The organism is Rhodanobacter sp. Root561 (assembly GCF_001427365.1).
Classification (GTDB): domain Bacteria; phylum Pseudomonadota; class Gammaproteobacteria; order Xanthomonadales; family Rhodanobacteraceae; genus Rhodanobacter.
The window spans coordinates 331,741-352,474 of the sequence record NZ_LMGH01000010.1; the positions used below are offsets into that span (position 1 = coordinate 331,741).

Consider the following 20,734-nt stretch of genomic DNA (forward strand, 5'->3'; position numbering starts at 1 on the left):
TCCGATGAAAGGCCGCAAGCCGGCATCCGTCGATGCATCGAAACATCTGGCATCAATCGACTCCGACTGGGCGCAACTGGTGGCGCAACTCGGTCCTTGCGGACACGAACCGAAACCCGCCCGCGAACCGTACGAAGCGCTGGTGCGTGCGGTCGCCTACCAGCAACTGCACGTCAAGGCCGGCGATGCGATCGTCGCCCGCCTGCTCGCCCTGCATCCACGGTCGGCGTTTCCGTCGCCGCGGCAACTGCTCGACGCCAGCTTCGACGCGATGCGCGCCTGTGGTTTCTCGGCGCGCAAGATCGAGACGATCCGGAGCATCGCCGCGGCCACGCTGGAAGGCGTGGTGCCCGACCTCGCCACCGCGCAGTCGCTCGCCGACGACGAGCTCATCGCCCGCCTGAGCGCGCTGAAGGGCATCGGTCGGTGGACGGTGGAGATGTTCCTGATCTACAGCCTGGCCCGGCCCGATATCCTGCCGGCCGACGATTTCGGCGTGCGCGAAGGCTACCGGCTGCTGAAGTCGTTCGACGCGGCGCCGACGCCGAAGGCGATGGCGCTGATCGGCCAGGCGTGGAGCCCGCATCGCACGGCCGCGGCGTGGTACCTGTGGCGCGTCCCCCGACCGTTGAAGGCAAAGCGGGCCACTACGCCGACGGTGGAGTGACGCCGAGCCGGTGTCCATACACCAGCTTGCCGCCGAGCCAGCCGGCAACGCCCAGCGCGACGAAACCCAGCACGCTCAGCGCGATCGCCGGCACGCCCGGTGCGGTCAGCCGGGCACCCTGCAGGCGCAGGAACAGGCTGGCCGCATAACAGGACAGTGCGCTCATCACCGCGATCATGTGCCGGTTGAGGTCGCGGATCGCCGGGTGATCCGCGGCGACTTTCGCCAGCTCCAGGAAACCGGCCAGCATGGCGGGTATCGAGAAACCGATCCCCGCCACCAGCAACACGCCGGCAAGATGCCACGCCGGCTCACCCCAGACCAGGCTGGCCAGATCCGCCGCCGTGGCCAGCGACCAGCAGGCGATCGGGAAATGGACCAGCGCGGGGTGCAGCGGATGGCGCATGGCAGCTCAGCCCAGCAGCAGGCTGAGCAAGGTCAGGAAGCCGACCACCGCGACGCCGGCATGCACGAGCACCACGGCTTTGGGCGCCACCTGTTTGCGCATGTGGAACGAAGCGAGGAAGAAGCCGCCCAGCGCCGCCAGCACCAGCAAGGCCAGCGCCGCGGTGAGCCGCCCCGGCGCCGCGCCCTGCAGCACGACCAGGATCAGCAGCACCAGGCCGCTGGCGCCCAGCAAGGCGTGCAATGCCGAGATCGCCCACGGCGCCAGCTTGCCGCGCAGCACGCTGGAGGCCAGCACCAGGCCGCCGATGGCGGCCACCGCAAAAATCAGGACTGCATAGAGCAACATGTCGTTCTCCCCTTGTCGCATGGCGTGGATGAAGTGGATCGTCAGGGATCGGATGCAATCGTGCCGCAGGAGGTTCCCGCATGCCGGGCGGACATCTCGCGGAAGCCGCTCAATAGATCAGCCGCACGCCCAATTGCACCTGGGTGACCGCCGGCCCCGGCGCCAGCCCCGCGTCGACGCGCTGCGTGCGCACGCTGTCGATGCGCAGCACCTCGGCGCTCAATCGCAGCCAGTCGCGCGGGCGCCAGTTGAGCGCCGCGGTGACGGCGTTGCCGTGCTCGCCCTGGCCGGTGCCCACGGCGGCGGCGAGTTCGCGGGTGCTGAAATGTTCGATGCGCAATGCCGGGCGCCACGTCCCGCGGTTCCATCCCGCCAGCAGGAAGGCCGAGCGGAAGCGCGTTTCGAACTGCAATCCGTCGACCGGCTCGATCACGGTGGCGCCGTCCATCGCCTGGGCGATCCAGCGGATCGGGCCGGTGTCGGCCGAGGCGCCCAGGCTCCAGAACCAGGTGTGCCAGGCGAATACGCCGCTGTCGCTGTGCGCGGCGGGATCGGCGCGGTTGTCGTAACGCATCAGGCTCAGCCTGCCGCCGGCAGACGTGCGCCAGTCGAGGTTCGCGTACCAGCCGGTGCGATGGCCGATATTCTGGAACGGATCGTAGCGTCCCGGCGGCTGGCCACCGTTTCGGCGCACCACCGCGTCGGGCTCGTGCGGGCGGCTGCCCAGCCCGTAGGTGAGGTCGCTGAGCGACCAGCCACGCACGGCCAGCAGGTTGCCGGCCGGATCGTTGCGCTGGAACAGCGCGCTGCGCAGTTCCCAGCTGGCGTCGTCGCCGCGCCATTCGAACCGGCCCTCCGCGCCCGTCGCGCGCAATTCCTCACCGACCCAGCTATTGATCGCCGAAGGCGTAAGCGTCCACGAGCTGGTCCAGCCGATCGCATCGTTCTCCAGCGAGATCGGCGGCAGGAAAGCGCCGGCCTGCACTGACCAGCGCCAGCGCGACAGCGACACCGGGCGGTAGCGCAGGTAGGCTTCGATCGTGTCCAGCGTGGCGTAGTCGGTGTCCTGCCACTGGACGGAGGCCAGCGCCATCAGCGCGGGCGTGAACTGGGCGGTGCCGACCACGCCCGCACCGCCGAAGCGGGCATCGACGCCGCCACCGCCGAAACGCGTCTTGCCCAGGCCGCCGTGGGTCCAGCTGGTTTCGCCGGGTGCGGCGACCAGGCGTCCGTCCAGCCATGCATGCAACTTGAAATCCTGGGCGAGACCTGCCGGCACGTACAAGACCAGCAGGCAGCACAGGCAGGCCCGGCGCATCATCGGCGCGGCCCCGCGGCGGCCAGCCCGGCCTGCCCGCCGACGAAGGTCGCGAAAGCCTCGGCCGGCATCGGCCGGGCGATGAAGAAGCCCTGTGCATGATCGCAGCCGACCGCAGCCAGGTAATCCAGCGCGCCCTGGTCCTCCACGCCTTCGGCGGTGACGCGATAGCCCAGCTGATGACTCAGCTCGACGATGGAACGCACGATGATCCGGTCGTTCGCATCGGTGGCCAGGTGCCGGACGAACATCTGGTCGATCTTCAGTTCGCTGACCGGCAGGTGGCGCAGGTAGGCGAAGGTCGCCTGGCCCACGCCGAAATCGTCGATCGCGATGCCGATGCCCTGCTCGGCCAGCCCTCGCAGGATGCGGATCGCCGTGTCCGGTTCGCCGATCACGGCCCGCTCGGTCACTTCCACGGTCAGGCAGGATGCCGGCACCCGATGGATCGACAGCAGCGCGGCGATCCACGCCGGCAAATCGGCATCCTCCAGGTCGCGGGTCGACAGGTTCACCGCGATGTGCAGCGCCAGGCCACGTTCGATCCAGCGCTGAACCTGCGCCAGCGCGCTGGCCAGCACCCAGCGGCTGACACGATGGATGTTGCCGGTGTCCTCGGCCATGCCGATGAACGTGTCCGGCGCCACCCAGCCGCGTCGCGGGTGGCTCCAGCGCAGCAGCGCCTCGGCACCGTCGGTGCGCTGGCTGGCGAGGTCGAACTTGGGTTGGTAGTGCAGCAGCAGGCCGTCGCGGTCGAGTGCCTCGCGCAGGTCGCCCATCAGCGACAGCCGCTCGGGCCGATGCGGGTCGGTGGCCGCATCATAGAAACTCAGCGCGCTGGCCGAGCCGGCGGCGGCGAACTGGGCGACCTCGGCATGGCGCAGCAGCATGTCGGCTTGCCGGCCATCGGCCGGCGCCATCGCGATGCCCACGGACGGCAGCCGGTCGATGCTGACGTCGGTTTCCTGGTACGGCTCGTTGAGCGCGTCGAGTACGCGCAGCCCGGCCGCGATCGCGGCGTCCTGCCCGGCCCGCGGCAGCCACAGCATGAACTGCGTGTCGCTGGTGCGGGCGAGGAAGGCATCCATCGCGACCCGGCGGATGCGTTCGCTGGCGTCGCGCATCAGCCGGTCGCACAGGGCGTGTCCCATCGTCTTGATGATTTCGGGCGCTCGCGTCAGGCCGACCATCAGCAGAGCACCCTCGCCCGCATGGCTTGCCAGGCTTTCGTCGATGCTGGCTTCGGCAGCCAGCCGGTTGGGCAGGTCGGTGACGCTGTCGTGCATGGCCTGGTGGCGGATACGCAGCTCGCGCTGGCGCACCGCTTCGGTCATGGCGTCGAAGGCGCCGGCCAGCTGGCCGATTTCGTCATGTCGCCGGGTGCTGGCGGGGGTGCGGTAATCACCCGCTCCGATGCGTCGCACCGCGGCGGCCAGCGCCTCGACCGGGCGCGACACGCTGCGCGCGGTGAACCATGCGCCGAGCAGGCCCACGCCCAGGCCCAGCGCCAGCAGGGTCGCCCACGCGATCGCGATCGAGCGGAACGGACTCAGCGCGTCGTCCAGCGAATAGCCCAGCACCGCCACCACCGGCGCGCCCTGCTTCGGCTGCTTCAGGCGCTGCGCCAGCACCATGTATTCCTTGCCGCCGACCTCGGTCAGCAGCGGTTTCCACGGCAGCCCGCGATGTGCGCTGGCGAGGCTGTCGACCAGCCCGGTGTGGCGATCGCCCCGCGCCACCACGTCCCAGCGATCCGGGGCGGTCTGCGTGGCCAGCTCGATGTCGCGGGGCAAGGCGGAAAGCCGCTGCATGTGCGCCAGCAGCACGTCATCCAGCGGCACGTTGACCACCACCAGGCCCACCGGCTGCGGCGCGTAGATCGGCACCACCACCATCCACGACGCCTTGCCGTCCAGCGCGACCACCGCGGCGGTGCGCCGGTCATAGGCGTCATCGATCAGGTCGGGAAACGGAAAGCGCTGCGGCATGCTCGTGGTGGCGGCGGTATCGGCCTCGACCGTTCCGTCCAGGCCGATCAGCAGCATGCGCGAGGCGCCCACCCGCCGGCCGTGGTTGCGCAGCACCGACAACACGGTGCCACGATCGCGCTCGGCGATGGCCGAACGCAGCGCGTAGTCGAGCGACAGCACTTCGACGTTGCCGCCGATCCGCGCCGAGATGTCGTCCATCTGCGCCACGAAAGCCTGCGCGTTGGCGGTCAGCTGGCGCTCGCCTTCGGTCACCAGGGCGCGCCGGGTCACCTCGTAGACGAGGCCGGCGGTCAGCAGTTGCACCGTCACCAGGGTGGCGACGAAGAACAGCGCGAGGCGAAGGCGGAAACCCATGGTGCGCATGGTCGGCTCAGTAGTCCAGGTGCTCGCGATCCATGAACATGCGCGGATCGGGCATCAGCGACAGCGTGAAATCCAGATGTCCGATGTCGGCATCATTCCCGATGGTCACGCTTTGGCTCGATTGCGGATGACCGGGATGCAGCTGCGGGTGCCAGACGTGCGCGGTGTAGCGCCCCGGCGCCAGATGACCGATGGTGGCGTTGCCGTCACTACCGGAAAGCGCGATCGCCGGCACCGCGGACACGAACAGGTAGGTGATCATGTGGTCGTGGATGTTGCAGCCCACCGCGGCGATGCCGCTCTTGTCCATCACCAGGGCCGGCGAGCTTTCCCCAGGCCGCAGCACGAATTCGAAAGTCCTGATCGCGGCAAACGAATAGACGTGATGGCGGGTGCTGTCGCTGTTGCGGAACACCACCTCGTCGCCAGGACGAAGCAGTTGCACGTACGGAACGAAGGTCTCGTCCCGCTGGTCGACGATGTGGGTGGCCGGTGCCGGAGGCGCCGATGCCGCAGCCGGAGCCGCATCCGGGATCAACATGACCACCGCGTCGCTCACCGCATGGCCGCGGCCATCGTCGAGGTGGACGGTGACCTCCGCCGCCAGCACCGGCCATGCATTTCCCAGCAGCAGTGACGCAACCACGAGCAGGCAGCGCATTGACGGAGTCCCCCGATCCCCTCATTGGCAGCTAGCCTACCGCAGTTTGCCTGCTGGCCGGATTCACCGGAATCAACCCGGGCGTCCGTGCCGTGGCCCCGGCAACTTGCTACCCTCGCGGAATCCACCGATCGCGAGGCAGGCATGGCAGAACACGGCATCCACACCATCGATACCGGCTTCGTGCGGCCACAGTTCGACGCGGCCTACCTGGTCGTCGAGAACGGCCGCGGCGCGTTCATCGACTGCGGCACCAACTTCGCGGTGCCGCGCATGCTGGATGCGCTGGGCAGCGCCGGTATCACGCCGGCCGATGTCGACTGGCTGATCCTCACTCACGTGCATCTGGATCATGCCGGCGGTGCCGGCGAGCTGATCGCGCAGCTGCCGAACGCGAAGCTGGTGGTGCATCCGCGCGGGGCACGCCACATGATCGACCCGTCGGTGTTGTGGGCCGGCGCCAGCGCCGTCTACGGCGAGGCGGTGATGGAACAGACCTACGGCCGGCTGCGGCCCATTCCGGCCGAGCGGGTGATCGAGGCGGCGGACGGGCACGTGGTGGACCTGGGCGGGCGGCCGCTGTCGTGCATCGATACCCCGGGCCATGCGAAGCACCACCTCACCGTCTACGACGAGCGTGCCAACGTCTGTTTCACCGGCGACGTGTTCGGCCTGTCGTATCGTGATTTCGACACGGCGCACGGCCCGTTCATCCTGCCCACCACCTCGCCGGTGCAGTTCGACCCGGAAGCGCTGCATGCCTCGATCGAACGCTTGATCGCGCTGCGGCCCGAGGCGATGTACCTCACCCACTACGGCCGGGTGGAAGCGGTGGAACGGCTGGCCACCGACCTGCACACGCAGATCGACGCGATGGTCGCGCTGGCCCGCGCCGCGCACGGCCAACCCGACCGACACGCCGTGTTGATGGAATCGCTCACCGATCTCTACGCCACCCGCGCCGAAGCGCACGGCTGGAACTTCGGGCGCAGCACCTTGCGCCAACTGCTGGAGATGGACATCGAGCTGAATGCGCAGGGGCTGGAGGTCTGGCTGGACCGCTGACGACTCAGGCCAGGCGCGTACCGTTCGGCACCGGCCGTTCGACGGCGGTCAACACCACCCCGTCGTCGGTGTGAAACCCGGTCAGCAGGAACTGCGAACGAAACGGGCCGATCTGCTTTTCGGGGAAGTTGATCACGCCGACGATCTGCCGGCCCACGAGTTGCTCGGCGCTGTACAGCGCCGCAATCTGCGCGCTGGTCTTCTTCTCGCCGTACGCGCCGAAATCCACCCACACTTTCCAGGCCGGCTTGCGCGCCTCGGGGAACGCTTCCACCCGTGTCACCGTACCGGCGACGATCCGCACCTTCTCGAAATCGGCCCAGCTGATTTCACCCTGCCCTGCTTCGCTCATCCTTCCAGCCTCGTCTTCAACCAGTCGCGGCCCTGCTGCCACCAGTAGGTCGCCTGCGCACCAAGATAACCGAACGGCCGGTGCGTGCTGCCCAGGCCGTAGTCGGCAAACTGTTTCCAGCCCTGGTCGCCATCGGCGATCGCCGCCGCCAGCAGTTCGCCGGCCGCGCAGGTCGGCGCCAAGCCATGGCCACCAAACGCTTGTGCCCACCAGAGCCCGTTGTCGCTCCCGCCGATTTGCGGCATCTGGTGGCGCGCATAGCTCATCAGGCCCGACCACGCGTAATCGATTTTCACGCCGTGCAATTGGGGGAACACCCGCAGCAGGTCTTTCGTCAGCAGCCGCTGCACCGCCTGGGGCGAGCGGTTGCGGATCGAGATGCGGCCGCCCCACAGCAACCGGGTGTCCGGCAGCGCGCGGTAGTAATCGAATGCGAAGCGGCTGTCATAGACCGCGGCGCGGGTGGCCAGGCAGTCGTCCATCCGTGGCCCCAGCGGTTCGGTGACCATCACGTAGGTGGCGATCGGCAGGATCGCCCGGTCGATCGGTTTCTGCAGGCCCGCCAGGTAACCGCCGCAGGCCAGCACCACCTGGTCGACCAGCAGGTCGCCCTGCGCGGTGCGCAAACGCCATTGCAGGCCTTCGCGTTCGAGGCTGCGGACACCGCTGTTCTCGTGGATGCGCACACCCTTTCCGGCCGCCGCCGCGGCAAGCCCGATCGCATAGTTGAGCGGATGCAGGTGCAGCGCGTCACGCTCGTACAGGCCGTCGTGATAACGCTCGCTGTGGATACGCTGGCGCAGTTCCGCCTCGGCCAGCCATTGCCATTGCACGCCGTAGTGCCCTGCCAGCAACTGCTGGCGCTGGCGCAACACGGCGGGATCGCGGAACCAGTTGGCCCAGATCACGCCCTCGTCGACGGCATCGCAGGGAATGGCGTAATCGGCGATGCGCCGGCGAATGCGCTGCACCGCTTCGGTGGTGAGCCGGAAAATGGCCTGCGCGCGCGCCTCGCCCAGCTGGTCCAGCAGCGATTGCTCACCCAGCGAATAGCCGGCAAACACGAAACCTCCGTTGCGGCCGGAGGCACCGAAACCGATCTGTTCGCGCTCCAGCAGCACCACCTCGCCGACACCACGCTCGGCCAGTCCCAGTGCCGTGTTCAGTCCGGCAAAACCGCCACCGACGATCGCCACCCGGGCGCGTCCGCTGCCCTGCAACGCGGCGTAAGCCGGGTAAGGCGTCGCCGTGGCGCGGTAGTACGAAGGGAAGGAAACCTGATTCATGCCGACGCCGTGGCCCACGCCCGCGCTGCTGACCTGACAGGCGCGGGCGCGGTACCGCTCAAAGCTGTTCGAGGAACGCGCGTACCGTCGGTGCGAGCTTTGGATCCTGCATCGCCATGTGCATGGTGGCGCGGACCAGCCCGGCCTTGTTGCCGCAGTCGAAGCGGATGCCTTCGAAACGATGCGCCAGCACCTTGCCCTGCTCCCTGAGCAAGGCATCGATCGCGTCGGTTAGCTGGATCTCGCCACCCGCCCCCGGCGTGGTCTGCTCCAGCAACTGGAAGATCCGTCCAGGCAGCACGTAGCGACCGACCACGGCCAGGTTCGACGGAGCATCGGCCGGCTTGGGCTTCTCGACCATGCTGCGGATCAGCGCGCTGCGTTCATCGATCGGGGTCGCGTCGACGATGCCGTACTTGTCCGTCTCGTCGTGCGGCACTTCCTCGACCGCGATCACGCCGGCCTGCTGCGCGTCGGCCAGTTCGGCCATCTGCCGCAGCGCGCCCTTGCCGGAGCCGTTCCAGATCAGGTCATCGGGCAACACCACGCCGAACGGCTCGTCACCGACAACGGGTTTGGCGCACAGCACGGCATGGCCCAGGCCCAGCGCTTCGGGCTGCGTCACGAAGATCGCCCGGACGTTGCGCGGCAGGGTGCCCTGCACCAGTGCCAGCAACTCGGCCTTGCCCTTCTCCTGCAACTTCGACTCCAGCTCGTAGGCCTTGTCGAAGTAGTCAGCGATCGCGTGCTTGTAGCGATTGGTGACGAAGATCAGCGTGTCCGCACCGGCATCCACGGCCTCGTCGACGGCGTACTGGATCAGGGGCTTGTCCAGGACCGGCAGCATTTCCTTGGCGACGACCTTGGTCGCCGGTAGAAAGCGCGTGCCGAGGCCGGCGACGGGGAACACCACTTTGCGCAGGGGCTTGCTCACTCATTGATCTCCGGATTGGCACGACGGATGGACACCACGTTGTCCGGCTGCGCCGACTCGCTCCAGCGGAACGACGGCAGCAGGCTGGACACGCAGCGTCGAAGTTCTTCCTCATCGAAGGCATTCACCGCTTCGGCGGCCTTCTTCAGCAGGGATTGCAGCAGCTCCCACGACACTTCACGGTGCTGGGCCAGGAAGATCTTGGCGTGGGTGGTGGCGCAGTAGTTTTCCAGCGGGTGGAACAATTCCTCGAACAGCTTCTCGCCCGAGCGCAACCCCGTGTACACGATCGGGATCTCGCTGCCGGGCTTCTTGCCGGCCAGCCGGATCATCTGCTCGGCGAGGTCGCGGATCTTCACCGGCTCGCCCATGTCCAGCGCATAGATCTCGCCGCCCGTGCCGATGCTCGCGGTCTGCAGGATCAACTGGCAGGCCTCGGGAATCGTCATGAAATAGCGCGATACCTCGGGGTGGGTCACGGTAACCGGGCCACCTGCCCGGATCTGCCGCCGGAACAGCGGCACCACCGATCCGGCCGAGTCCAGCACGTTGCCGAAGCGCACCGTCATGAAACGGGTGTCGGTCTGCGCATTGAGGTTCTGGCAATAGATTTCGGCCACGCGCTTGCATGCGCCCATGACGCTGGTCGGATTGACCGCCTTGTCGGTGGAGATCAGCACGAAGCACTCGACGCCCGTCTCGCATGCGGCATCGGCCACCACGCAGGTTCCCAGCACATTGTTGTTGAAGCCTGCACGGAGTTGCCCCTGCAACATCGGCACGTGCTTGTACGCTGCCGCGTGGAACACCACCTGGGGCTGCAGGTCGGCAAACGCCTTGCGCATGGCCACCCGGTCGCCACAGCGGGCCAGGATGCCGTCGAAGATCAACTCGGGGAACTCGGCGCGCAGCTCCTGGCCAATCCGGTACAGGTTGTACTCGCTCTGCTCCACCACGGTCAGCGACTGCGCCCCCAGCCGCGCCACCTGTCGGCACAGTTCCGAACCGATCGAGCCACCGCCACCGGTGATCAGCACGCGACGGCCGCTGAGCGTCTCGCGAATGGCCGTCCAGTCCAGTTCGACCGCGTCGCGGCCAAGCAGGTCCTCGATCGCCACTTCCTTGATCTGGTTGAACTGGGCCCGACCGGCGACCACGTCCTCCAGCCGGGGCACCGTGCGATATGGCAGGTCGGTGGCATCGCACAACGCGACCACCCGGCGCATCTCGATCGTGGAAGCACCCGGCAGCGCGATCAGCAGCATGTCGACCGCCGCCTCGCGCGCCACCTCGGGCAACTGCTCCAGTCGCCCCAGGATCGGATGTCCGTTGATGCTGGCGCCACGCAGGCTGGACTTGTCGTCGACAAAACCGACCACCGCGTAGCGCCTGTCGCGATGGAGGTCGCGCGAAAGGACCTCGCCGGCGCGATCCGCCCCCACGATCAACACCCGCTTGACGCTCTGGTTCTGCAGCAGGTCGTTGCGGCTGTCCTTCCAGTAGCGATAAGCCAGTCGGGGTACGCCAAGCAGTATCGACAACAGCAGCGGATAGAGCACCAGCACGGAGCGCGGCACACCCTCCAGCCGCTCGTAGAGGAACAGCGTCACGCCGATGGAGATCGTGCCCGCCAGCACCGCGCGCACGATGTTCCAGAGATCAGGCAGGCTGGCGAAGCGCCATACGCTCCTGTAGAGCCCGGTCCAGCGGAAAATCAGGCCCTGCACCAGCAGCACGATGGGAAATTCCAGCAACTGGAAGCTCACCACTTCATCGGGCTTCAAGGCATAGCGGAACAGCTTGGCAATCCACCAGGCAAGCGCGGCCATCATCAAGTCGTGCAGAACGACGGCGATGCGGGGATGGATGAAGCCGACAAGCTTACGCAGCGACATGAGGTGTCCTGTTCAAGTTGCGCCGCAGACAACGACGTTTCAGCGCCAGCCACACGGCCGACGCCACTGCATAAACCGCCATGGTAATCGGCAGCGCCAGGCGCAGATGACTCCAGGCCAACCAGGCCATGGGTGCGGCGACAAGCAGGTTCCAGCCCAGGTAGGCGAGATCGGCCAAGGCGTGGGTGGCGCCGCGACGTACCGTCCACTGGTAGAGATGTTCGCGGTGGGCAGTGTACCAGCGCCGTCCCCGCCACATGCGCGTCAACAGGGTCAGGCTGGCGTCCACCGCGAACGCCGAGGACAGGATCAGCGCGGGCCAGAGCAGCGCCGGCTCGACCCGCCACAGCATGGTGGTAAAGGCGAAGATCAGCAGGCCGATGCTGCCGCTGCCCACGTCGCCCATGAAGATCTTCGCGGGCGGGCGATTGAACCACCAGAATCCCGCCAGTGACGCCGCCATCACCGCCGTCGCCATCGCCAGGGCAGGCTGCGCTGCCTGCCATGCCAACAGGGTCAGTCCCGCGCCGACGAAGATCGCCTGTTGCGCCAGCAAACCATCGATGCCGTCCATGAAATTGTGCAGGTTGACGCTCCAGACGCCGCCAACCAGCAGCAGGGGCAACCACCACACCGGCGTACCGGTGACCAGCAAGCCTGCCGAAAACAGGCCCGTGCCAAGCAACTGGGCGAACAGCCGTGGCAATACCGGCAGCGAACGATGGTCGTCCCACCATCCGGCCACGGCGACGAGCAGGAATCCGGCGAGCAACCCCGCCGTCACGCTGAGCGGCCAACTCGCCGGCGGCGCGCACAACACGCCCGGAAGACACACGAGCATGGCCACGACCACGCCGATACCACCGCCGCGCGGCGTGGCCACGCTATGAGATCGACGCTGCCCGGGCAGGTCCAGCATGCCGCGTCGGCGGGCATAGCTGATCGAAGCCCGCACCACGAGCACGGTGATCAGAAAACTGCACGACAACCATCCGATGGTCACGGACATCCGCTGTTCACTCGCTGGCTACACCATGGATGGGCCTGATCGTGCTCCAGCTCTTGCAGCTGGGACACTGCCAGTGATGGGCCTTGGCGCCGAAACCGCATCGACTGCAGCGGTACATCGCCTGCCCTTCAAGCAGCTTGCGGGTAAGGTCGCGCAGGATCAGGAAGTTCTCGCGTGCCTCTCCCTCGATCTTGTCCATGGTGGCGTCGATCAGCGCCATCAGGCCACGCACCGAGGGCCGCTGGCGCAGTTGGGTGGTGAGGAAATCGATCGCCGCGCGCTCGCCGTCGCGCTCCTTGTAGAGATGGGCCAGCGCCAGCACCGGCGAAACACCGTGGTAGCGACCGATCATCTCGCGCAAGAAACTTTCCGCACGTTCCATCTGCTGCGACCTGGCGTAACTGTTGAGCAGCGGCGGCAGGATTTCCGGAGTGAAGGCGATGTCGGTCTGGATCGCCGACTCATACGCCGTCACGGCGTCGGCGTGCTGGCCATCCTCGGACAGCAACCTGCCGGTCAGCATGAATGCCCGCACACAACCCGGCTGGCATTCGAAGGCCTGCCTGAGGTAGTCGCGTGCTTCGGCTCTCGCCCCGTGCTGGCGCGAGCGATCGGCCAGCTCGCAATAGAACTGGGCGATCATCGGCGCCTCGTCCTCGCCGGTCATCACCTCGAGGCGGCGCGCATGTTCGATCGCCTTGTGCCAGTCGCGCTCGTGCTGGTAGATGGCAATCAGGTGCCGCAGTGCGGAGGGCGCGTGCGCGTTCATCGCCACCAGGTCGCAGAACAGCGCCTCGGCGCGATCGAGCAGGCCCGCCCGCATGTAGTCTTCACCCAGTTCCAGCAGCGCCACCGTCTTCATCGCATCGGTGAGCCCGGGGCGCGAAACCAGGTGCTGGTGCAGGCGGATCGCCCGATCGACCTCGCCACGACGGCGGAACAGGTTGCCCAGGGCCAGATGCGTCTCGACCGTATCGCGGTTGTATTCGGCCAGCTTGAGGAACACCTCGATCGCCTTGTCCTGCTCCTCGTTGAGCAGGTAGTTCAGGCCACGGAAGTAGTCCGACGACAGCGCGCTGACTTCGGCGCCGGAGCGGCGTGCGCCAAACTGGCGCGAAGTCCACCAGCCCAGCACGAAAGCGATCGGCACCAGGGAAACCAGCACGAGCACGACATTCATGGCTTGACCGGCGACTTCTTGTCCGCGCGCAACTGCCGACGCTGCTGGCGCCCCTGCCGCATGCTCACGCCCAGCCAGGCGGTCAGTCCACCGAGCAGCCATCCGATCACGACCGCACCAAGCAGGGCTGCACCCTTGGGCAGCCGGAGCTGGGCAAAGCCCAGGTCATAACCGACGAGGTCGGCGTTGAGCGCACCGAAGACGATGCCGGCGGCGATGAAGAACAGCAGGAGAATGATGGCGAGCAGTCGCATGGGGCGACTTTACCCGATTGATGCTGACTGGCACAGGCGCCGCCGGGATTCCGTGCGGCGATGATTCATGCGCGTGCGCCTGCCCGCGAAAAAGGCAAAAAGCAGGCCGACTCGCGTCGCCTGCCTTCTTTCCATGTCTGTTGCATGACCTGCCGATCAGGCGGTGCCTGTCTCGAGATCCTGGTTGACCCGTTCACGCAGCTCCTTGCCGGGCTTGAAGTGCGGAACGTGCTTGCCGGGCAGTGCCACGGCTTCGCCGGTCTTGGGGTTGCGCCCCATGCGTGGTGGTCGGTAATGCAGCGCGAAGCTGCCGAAGCCACGCACCTCGATACGCTCGCCATGAGCCAGGGCATGGCTCATCTGTTCGATGACGCTCTTGACGGCCATCTCGACATCGGCAAACGCAAGGTGGGTCTGACGCCTGGCCAGCGCCTCGATCAATTCGGATTTAGTCATGGGCCCCAATGTCCGTGACGTGAAACAACGGGGCGGCAGAAGCCGCCCCGTGTCAGACGTGTGCAACGCGATCAGTCAGCCTTGTTGAACTGCTCCTTGAGCAGCGCACCAAGCTTGGTCGTGCCGCTGGCGGCAGACGAATAGTCGACCGACGTATCCGGTGCGTCTTCCTCGTCCTTGGCGCGAATCGAGAGCGCCAGCTGGCGACCCTTGCGATCCATGCCGGTGAACTTGGCCTCGACCTTGTCACCCACCTTCAGATGCAGCGTGGCATCGTCGATGCGCTCCTTGGCGATGTCGTTGGCGCGCAGGTAACCCTCGACGCCCTCGCCCAGATCGATCACCGCACCCTTCGCATCGACTTCCTTGACGGTGCCGTTGACGATGGTGCCGCGCGGATTCGCCGCCATGAACTGGCCGAACGGATCCTGCTCCATCTGCTTGATGCCGAGCGAGATGCGCTCACGCTCCGGGTCGACTGCCAACACCACGGCCTCGATCTCGTCGCCCTTCTTGAAGTTGCGAACCAGATCTTCGCCGGACATCTGCCAGGAGATGTCGGACAGGTGCACCAGACCGTCGATGCCGCCGTCCAGGCCGATGAACACGCCGAAGTCGGTGATCGACTTGATCTGGCCGGACACCTTGTCGCCCTTCTTGTGCATCGCTGCGAAGGCTTCCCACGGGTTCGAGCGGGTCTGCTTGATGCCCAGCGAGATGCGGCGACGCTCCTCGTCCACGTCCAGCACGGTGACTTCGGTTTCGTCACCGACCTGCACGACCTTGGCCGGGTTGACGTTCTTGTTGGTCCAGTCCATCTCGGACACGTGCACCAGGCCTTCCACGCCCGGCTCGATCTCGACGAAGCAGCCGTAATCGGTGACGTTGGAGACCTTGCCGAACAGGCGGCTGCCGACCGGGTAGCGGCGGGCAATGGCGACCCACGGGTCGTCGCCCAGCTGCTTCAGGCCCAGCGAAACGCGGTTGCGCTCCTTGTCGTACTTCAGCACGCGCACGTCCAGCTCATCGCCGACGTTGACCACTTCGGACGGATGACGCACGCGCTTCCACGCCATGTCGGTGATGTGCAGCAGGCCGTCGATGCCGCCCAGGTCCACGAACGCGCCGTAGTCGGTGAGGTTCTTCACCACACCCTTGACGACGGCACCCTCGGTCAGGCGCTCAAGCAGCTGTTCGCGTTCGGCGGAGAACTCGGTCTCGACCACGGCGCGGCGGCTGACCACCACGTTGTTGCGCTTGCGGTCGAGCTTGATGATCTTGAACTCGAGTTCCTTGCCCTCGAGGTAGGTCGGCTCGCGCACCGGGCGCACGTCGACCAGCGAACCGGGCAGGAACGCGCGAACGTCCTTGATGTCGACGGTGAAACCGCCCTTGACCTTGCCCGAGATCATGCCCTTGATGGTCTCTTCCTTGTCGAACGCCTGCTCCAGGTCGTCCCACACCATCGAGCGCTTGGCTTTCTCGCGCGACAGCTTGGTCTCGCCGAAACCGTCTTCCAAAGCTTCGAGGGCTACCTTCACCTCGTCGCCTACCTGCACCTCCAGCACGCCCTCTTCGCTCTTGAACTGCTCGATGGGGACGATGCCTTCGCTCTTCAGGCCAGCGTTGATCACGACGACGTCGTTGCGGATTTCCACAACGATGCCGGTGACGATGGCGCCGGGCTTCAGCTTGGAGATGGCCTGCTGGCTCTGTTCAAACAGTTCGGCAAAACTTTCAGTCATGTTGATTCCATAGTGGGAAAGGATCGTGGTTCATTGCGCTGGAATGGTTGGTGCGCGAACTTCCGATCCACCGGTTGAGGGTGCATGAGGGGTTCCCGGGGAACCGACCGTCATCACCGTTGGCCAAAACCCCCTGCCTTGGCAGGGGCACAAAAGCCGCCGCGCAACCCGTTCAGGGCTGCACGACGGCAAATACTTTCGCAACGACCTCGTCGATGCCCATGCCGGTGGTATCCACCAGCAAGGCATCAGCGGCAGGCTTGAGCGGCGCCACGGCACGCGAAGCATCGCGACTGTCACGCGCCTCAATTTCGCGCTGAAGGCCAGCAAGTGTAACGCTGAGTCCCTTTTCCTTCAACTGCTTATAGCGCCTTTTCGCCCGTTCCACGGCGCTCGCGGTAAGGAAAACCTTGTACTGGGCATCGGGGAAGATCACCGTGCCCATGTCGCGCCCGTCCGCCACCAAGCCCGGCAGCTTGCGGAAGCCCAGTTGCAGCGCCACCAGCGCTTCACGCACCGACGGCATCGAGGCGATCGCCGAAGCAGCCGCACCGGCGGTTTCGGTGCGCAATTCGTCGGTGGCATCGTGGCCGTTGACGATCACCCGGGTCTCGCCGCCATCGGCCGCAGCCCGGAACTGGATCTTCGTCCCCTGCGCGCAACGGGTCACCGCCTCCACGTCCGAAAGGTCGAGCCCGGCCATCCCCGCGGCGTAACCCACGGCGCGATACAGCGCCCCCGAGTCCAGCAGGCGCCAGCCCAGCCGCTCGGCCACCAGCGCGCTGATGGTGCCCTTGCCCGATCCCGACGGTCCGTCGATGGTGAGTACGGGGGCTGGGGCATGGCTCATGGCGGGATCCTGGCTGAACGGCAAAGCGCGCAGTTTAACGCGTTGACCCGCTCCCGGACGCGTGCTATCTAGCCGATCCCACCTTGCCTGTCTGCGTTGTCGAACTGCCTTATGACCGATCTTCGCCGCGAGTTCGAACAGGCTGCCGCAGACATCCAGCGACTGGGAATGCGCCCCGACAACGATACCTTGCTGAAGCTGTATGCCCTGTACAAGCAGGGCTCGGAGGGCGATTTGAAGCGCACCCAGCCCGGTTTCTTCGACTTTGTCGGCACAGCCAAACACGAGGCCTGGGCGCAATTGAGCGGTGTTCCGGAAGACGAGGCCATGCGCCGCTACATCGCACTGGTACAACAACTGCTGGCCTGAGTACCGGCTCCGTCCGCAGACGGTGCTTGCTTTCGGATAGCGAACACCGGCACATTCATACGATCGTTTGAGTCGGCCGTGGATCGCATGAACTACCCCAACCTGTTTGCCCCGCTCGATCTGGGCCACGTCACCCTGCCCAACCGCATCCTGATGGGCTCGATGCACACCGGGCTGGAGGACAAGGCCAGCGATTACGACAAGCTGGCCGCGTATTTCGCCGAGCGCGCCCGCGGCGGCGTGGGGCTGATGGTCACCGGCGGCATTTCGCCCAGCATCGAAGGCTGGCTGAAACCGTTCGGCGGCCGCCTGACGATGCCCTGGCACAAGCCCCGCCATCGCAAGCTCACGGACGCCGTCCACGCCGAGGGCGGGCACATCTGCATGCAGATCCTGCACGCGGGGCGCTACGGCTATCACCCGTTGTCGGTGGCGCCATCGAGGATCAAGTCGCCGATCACCCCGTTCACGCCGCGCGCACTGTCCGCCCGCGGCGTGGAACGCACCATCGACGATTTCGTGCATTGCGCGAAACTCGCCCGCGACGCCGGCTACGACGGTGTCGAGGTGATGGGCTCCGAAGGCTATCTGATCAACGAGTTCATCGCCGCACGCACCAACCGGCGCAACGATCGCTGGGGTGGCGACGCCGACCGGCGCATGCGCTTTCCGATCGAGATCGTGCGCCGCACGCGCGAAGCGGTGGGCCGGGATTTCATCATCATCTATCGGCTGTCGATGCTCGACCTGGTCGAGGGCGGCCAGGACTGGGATGAAATCGCCACGCTGGCCAGGGGCATCGAGGCGGCCGGCGCCAGCATCATCAACACCGGCATCGGCTGGCACGAGGCACGTATTCCCACCATCGTCACCAGCGTGCCACGCGCCGGCTTTGCCTGGGTCACGCAAAAGCTGAAGGGTGAGGTAGCGATCCCGCTGGTCGCCACCAACCGGATCAACATGCCCGACGTGGCCGAACGCATCCTGGCCGACGGCGAAGCCGACATGGTCTCGATGGCGCGGCCGCTGCTGGCCGATCCGGCCTGGGCGAACAAGGCCAGGGCCGGGCGCAGCGAACGCATCAACACCTGCATCGCCTGCAACCAGGCCTGCCTCGACCACGTGTTCCAGAACCGGCGCGCCAGTTGCCTGGTCAACCCGCGCGCCTGCCACGAGACCGAACTGAAGATCGAGCCGGCGAGCATCCGCAAGCGCATCGCCGTGATCGGTGCCGGTCCCGCCGGGATGGCCTGCGCCAGCACCCTGGGCGAACGGGGGCTGGCGGTGACCCTGATCGACCAGGCCGGGGAAATCGGTGGCCAGTTCAACGTCGCCAAGCAGATTCCGGGCAAGGAAGAGTTCCACGAGACCTTGCGCTACTTCCGCCACCGGCTGCAGGACGTCGGGGTCGAGGTACGACTCGGCCAGTCGGCGGATGCCACGAGGTTGCGCGAAGGCGGCTATGACGAGGTGGTCATCGCCACCGGCATCACGCCGCGCCAGGTGAGCTTTCCCGGCAGTGATGATCCGCGCGTGCTGGGTTATCTCGACGTGCTGGCCCGGCACCAGCCGGTCGGTGCGCGGGTGGCTATCATCGGTGCCGGCGGCATCGGTTTCGACGTGGCCGAATTCCTGGTCGAACACCTGCCCTCGCCCACCACGGACGTGGCTCGCTGGACCCGGGAATGGGGCGTGGACATGGAACTCAAACAGCGCAGCGGCCTGCAGGCGCCGCAGCCGGAGCCGCCAGCGCGGCAAGTGTGGCTGCTCCAGCGCAGCGAGGGCCGCCCTGGCGCGCGACTCAACAAGACCACCGGCTGGGTGCATCGTGCAACGCTGAAGGCAAAGCAGGTCAGCATGCTCGGCAAGGTCGGTTATGAACGTTTCGACGACCAGGGCCTGCACGTCACGGTCGATGGCAAGGCGCAGATCCTGCCCGTCGACAACGTGGTGATATGCGCCGGCCAGGAGCCCAACCGTCGACTTGCCGATGAACTCATCGCTGCCGGCATCACGGTACACGTGATCGGCGGCGCCGACGTGGCGGCGGAACTCGATGCGAAACGGGCCATCGACCAGGGCACTCGACTCGCCAGCAGGATCTAGTCTTGCCCATCCGCACTGCGGGGTTTTCGGAGCGCGGAATCCTGCCAGGCCGGTCACCGCCAGCGTGCTATGAGAATTCCGGGCGCTCGGGGCCCGGAGTCATGCGACCGCCCATGGCGACGACACCGCTGTCGGATGACAGCGGTGTCGTGCAAGCCGGAAAAAGAAAGCGCCCCGCAGGGGAGACGCATCAACGTGGGTTCAGGGGGGGAGTTGAACCAGACGTCGTATTTAGCGTCGCTGCGGGGCGAGGGTCACCGCCACCGGGGGGAGGGGAGGTGGCGGGACGTCGTCATTTTATGATCGCCTCAATAAAGTATCTAATATATATTTAGCGCATCATTAATTCGATATCGCTATATGTTCGATCTTCGCCAGTTGCGCTATTTCGTCGCCGTCGCCGAGGAGCTGAGCTTCACCCGGGCGGCATTGCGCCTGCACCTGTCCCAACCGCCGCTATCCCAGCAGATCCGCGCCCTCGAGGAGGACCTCGACGTGCGGCTGCTCGAGCGCAACAAGCGCCATGTGGCCCTGACCGAACCGGGCCGCGTGTTCCTCGAACAGGCTCGACAGATTCTCGCCAAGGCCGATGAGGCACGCAGCCAGGTCACCGCCGCTGCGGCCGGCTACAGCGGCCAGTTGCGACTGGCCTATAGCGTGTCTGTCTCGTTCCATCCCGCCCTGCCCCAGACCCTGCTCCGTTACGGCCAGCTCGCCCCCAAGGTCGCGCTGCAGTTGAGCGAGATGTATACCGAACCGCAATTTGCCGCCCTGCTCGCCGGCCAGATCGACGTCGGCTTCGTGCGGGATGAACCGACCAACCCCCAGACGGCGCGCAGCCTGCGGCTGAACGTGATCGACCGTGAACCGCTCCTGCTGGCGCTCCCCACCGGCCATCCGCTGGCCGGGCGCAGCAGCCTGCATCTGGCCGAAGTCGCCGGCGATGCGTTCGTCTCGCAGCCGCGCCAACTGGTCGCCACGCTCTACGATCGGCTGGTGAAACTGGCCACCCGGGCAGGGTTCCAGCCCACGATCATCCAGCACGCCCAGCAGGTCAACGGCTTGCTGGCGTTGGTAGCCGGCGGCTTGGGGCTGGCCCTGGTCCCGGCCAGCATGCGGGCCGTGCGGCTGGCGGGCGTCAGTTATGTGCCGCTGGAAGACGCCGATGCCTACCTGTTGCTGGCCCTGGCTTCGCGCGTCGACGACACTTCGCCCGTGCTGCAGCAGTTCCTGGCCACGGTCACGGAAATGGTCATTGCCCCGGGCTTGTGACAAGGCTTTCAACTGGTTACAATTGCCAGCTTACTTTATTCTTTTGTGTCAGGAGCTGGCCGTGAAGGTGCTTAACTCTTTGAAGTCCGCCAAGGCGCGGCATCGCGACTGCAAGGTTGTTCGCCGTCGCGGCAAGGTGTTCGTGATCTGCAAGAGCAACCCCCGTTTCAAGGCTCGTCAGCGCTGAGTCATCGCGCAAGGCGACAC

General features: G+C 66.4%; 21 protein-coding genes. 6 read left to right on the forward strand and 15 right to left on the reverse strand.

Annotated elements, in window-relative coordinates:
• Window positions 1–4 precede the first annotated feature (4 nt).
• Entirely contained in the window at window positions 5–667 is a 663-nt protein-coding gene (locus tag ASD55_RS08025; protein WP_056765055.1) for a DNA-3-methyladenine glycosylase, read from the forward strand.
• Here the strand turns inward: ASD55_RS08025 and ASD55_RS08030 are convergent.
• The 5 genes from ASD55_RS08030 to ASD55_RS08050 all read right to left on the reverse strand — a co-directional run bounded on the left by ASD55_RS08030 (window position 648) and on the right by ASD55_RS08050 (window position 5,754).
• Window positions 648–1,073: a DUF2231 domain-containing protein gene (locus ASD55_RS08030; RefSeq protein ID WP_056765058.1), complete on the reverse strand. Its 426-nt coding sequence runs from the start codon at window positions 1,071–1,073 to the stop codon at window positions 648–650. The two genes, ASD55_RS08025 and ASD55_RS08030, sit on opposite strands and share 20 nt — an antisense overlap.
• 6 nt (window positions 1,074–1,079) lie before the next feature.
• A complete protein-coding gene (locus tag ASD55_RS08035) occupies window positions 1,080–1,421 on the reverse strand; it encodes a hypothetical protein (RefSeq protein ID WP_056718584.1) in 342 nt (113 codons plus the stop codon).
• Between the two features lie 109 nt (window positions 1,422–1,530).
• Window positions 1,531–2,742 (reverse strand): hypothetical protein, encoded by a 1,212-nt coding sequence (locus tag ASD55_RS08040; protein WP_056765061.1) that lies wholly within the window; start codon window positions 2,740–2,742, stop codon window positions 1,531–1,533.
• The gene (locus tag ASD55_RS08045; RefSeq protein WP_056765064.1) at window positions 2,739–5,093 is read right to left on the reverse strand and encodes an EAL domain-containing protein; all 2,355 of its coding nucleotides are present in this window, start codon (window positions 5,091–5,093) and stop codon (window positions 2,739–2,741) included. The genes ASD55_RS08040 and ASD55_RS08045 overlap by 4 nt, the downstream gene beginning before the upstream one ends.
• A 7-nt stretch (window positions 5,094–5,100) precedes the next feature.
• A complete protein-coding gene (locus ASD55_RS08050) occupies window positions 5,101–5,754 on the reverse strand; it encodes a hypothetical protein (RefSeq protein ID WP_056765067.1) in 654 nt (217 codons plus the stop codon).
• Between the two features lie 144 nt (window positions 5,755–5,898).
• Here ASD55_RS08050 and ASD55_RS08055 point away from each other — a divergent pair, with 144 nt between their 5' ends.
• Window positions 5,899–6,819, forward strand: a complete 921-nt coding sequence (locus tag ASD55_RS08055) for an MBL fold metallo-hydrolase (protein WP_056765070.1) — start codon at window positions 5,899–5,901, stop codon at window positions 6,817–6,819.
• 4 nt (window positions 6,820–6,823) lie between these two features.
• On the opposite strand, the gene ASD55_RS08060 is transcribed toward ASD55_RS08055, so the two are convergent.
• The 10 genes from ASD55_RS08060 to cmk form a co-directional block, all read right to left on the reverse strand.
• Window positions 6,824–7,171: a tRNA-binding protein gene (locus ASD55_RS08060; RefSeq protein WP_056718588.1), complete on the reverse strand. Its 348-nt coding sequence runs from the start codon at window positions 7,169–7,171 to the stop codon at window positions 6,824–6,826.
• Window positions 7,168–8,457: an FAD-binding oxidoreductase gene (locus tag ASD55_RS08065; protein ID WP_056765386.1), complete on the reverse strand. Its 1,290-nt coding sequence runs from the start codon at window positions 8,455–8,457 to the stop codon at window positions 7,168–7,170. Before ASD55_RS08065 ends, ASD55_RS08060 begins: the two co-directional genes overlap by 4 nt.
• Window positions 8,458–8,515: 58 nt before the next feature.
• The gene (galU, locus tag ASD55_RS08070; RefSeq protein ID WP_056765072.1) at window positions 8,516–9,391 is read right to left on the reverse strand and encodes a UTP--glucose-1-phosphate uridylyltransferase GalU; all 876 of its coding nucleotides are present in this window, start codon (window positions 9,389–9,391) and stop codon (window positions 8,516–8,518) included.
• Window positions 9,388–11,286 (reverse strand): nucleoside-diphosphate sugar epimerase/dehydratase, encoded by a 1,899-nt coding sequence (locus ASD55_RS08075; protein ID WP_056765075.1) that lies wholly within the window; start codon window positions 11,284–11,286, stop codon window positions 9,388–9,390. The genes galU and ASD55_RS08075 overlap by 4 nt, the downstream gene beginning before the upstream one ends.
• Window positions 11,273–12,295 carry a glycosyltransferase family 4 protein gene (locus tag ASD55_RS08080; RefSeq protein ID WP_056718592.1) on the reverse strand — a complete coding sequence of 341 codons (1,023 nt, stop codon included), beginning with the start codon at window positions 12,293–12,295 and terminating at the stop codon, window positions 11,273–11,275. Before ASD55_RS08080 ends, ASD55_RS08075 begins: the two co-directional genes overlap by 14 nt.
• A gap of 7 nt (window positions 12,296–12,302) precedes the next feature.
• Window positions 12,303–13,475 carry a lipopolysaccharide assembly protein LapB gene (gene lapB, locus ASD55_RS08085; RefSeq protein ID WP_056718593.1) on the reverse strand — a complete coding sequence of 391 codons (1,173 nt, stop codon included), beginning with the start codon at window positions 13,473–13,475 and terminating at the stop codon, window positions 12,303–12,305.
• On the reverse strand, window positions 13,472–13,729 hold the full coding sequence (locus ASD55_RS08090) for a lipopolysaccharide assembly protein LapA domain-containing protein (RefSeq protein WP_056718594.1): 258 nt from the start codon (window positions 13,727–13,729) through the stop codon (window positions 13,472–13,474). Before ASD55_RS08090 ends, lapB begins: the two co-directional genes overlap by 4 nt.
• A 156-nt stretch (window positions 13,730–13,885) precedes the next feature.
• Window positions 13,886–14,185 (reverse strand): integration host factor subunit beta, encoded by a 300-nt coding sequence (locus ASD55_RS08095; RefSeq protein WP_056765077.1) that lies wholly within the window; start codon window positions 14,183–14,185, stop codon window positions 13,886–13,888.
• 71 nt (window positions 14,186–14,256) lie between these two features.
• Window positions 14,257–15,930 carry a 30S ribosomal protein S1 gene (rpsA, locus tag ASD55_RS08100; protein ID WP_007805435.1) on the reverse strand — a complete coding sequence of 558 codons (1,674 nt, stop codon included), beginning with the start codon at window positions 15,928–15,930 and terminating at the stop codon, window positions 14,257–14,259.
• A gap of 172 nt (window positions 15,931–16,102) precedes the next feature.
• On the reverse strand, window positions 16,103–16,780 hold the full coding sequence (gene cmk, locus ASD55_RS08105) for a (d)CMP kinase (RefSeq protein WP_082542695.1): 678 nt from the start codon (window positions 16,778–16,780) through the stop codon (window positions 16,103–16,105).
• Window positions 16,781–16,891: 111 nt separating this feature from the next.
• Here cmk and ASD55_RS08110 point away from each other — a divergent pair, with 111 nt between their 5' ends.
• The 4 genes from ASD55_RS08110 to ykgO all read left to right on the forward strand — a co-directional run bounded on the left by ASD55_RS08110 (window position 16,892) and on the right by ykgO (window position 20,714).
• On the forward strand, window positions 16,892–17,149 hold the full coding sequence (locus ASD55_RS08110; RefSeq protein ID WP_056765080.1) for an acyl-CoA-binding protein: 258 nt from the start codon (window positions 16,892–16,894) through the stop codon (window positions 17,147–17,149).
• A gap of 87 nt (window positions 17,150–17,236) precedes the next feature.
• Complete coding sequence (locus ASD55_RS08115; RefSeq protein WP_056765082.1) at window positions 17,237–19,255, forward strand: NADPH-dependent 2,4-dienoyl-CoA reductase; 2,019 nt, start codon at window positions 17,237–17,239, stop codon at window positions 19,253–19,255.
• Between the two features lie 360 nt (window positions 19,256–19,615).
• Window positions 19,616–20,527 (forward strand): LysR substrate-binding domain-containing protein, encoded by a 912-nt coding sequence (locus ASD55_RS08120; protein ID WP_056765085.1) that lies wholly within the window; start codon window positions 19,616–19,618, stop codon window positions 20,525–20,527.
• 61 nt (window positions 20,528–20,588) lie between these two features.
• On the forward strand, window positions 20,589–20,714 hold the full coding sequence (ykgO, locus tag ASD55_RS18035; protein ID WP_007508267.1) for a type B 50S ribosomal protein L36: 126 nt from the start codon (window positions 20,589–20,591) through the stop codon (window positions 20,712–20,714).
• Window positions 20,715–20,734: the final 20 nt, after the last annotated feature.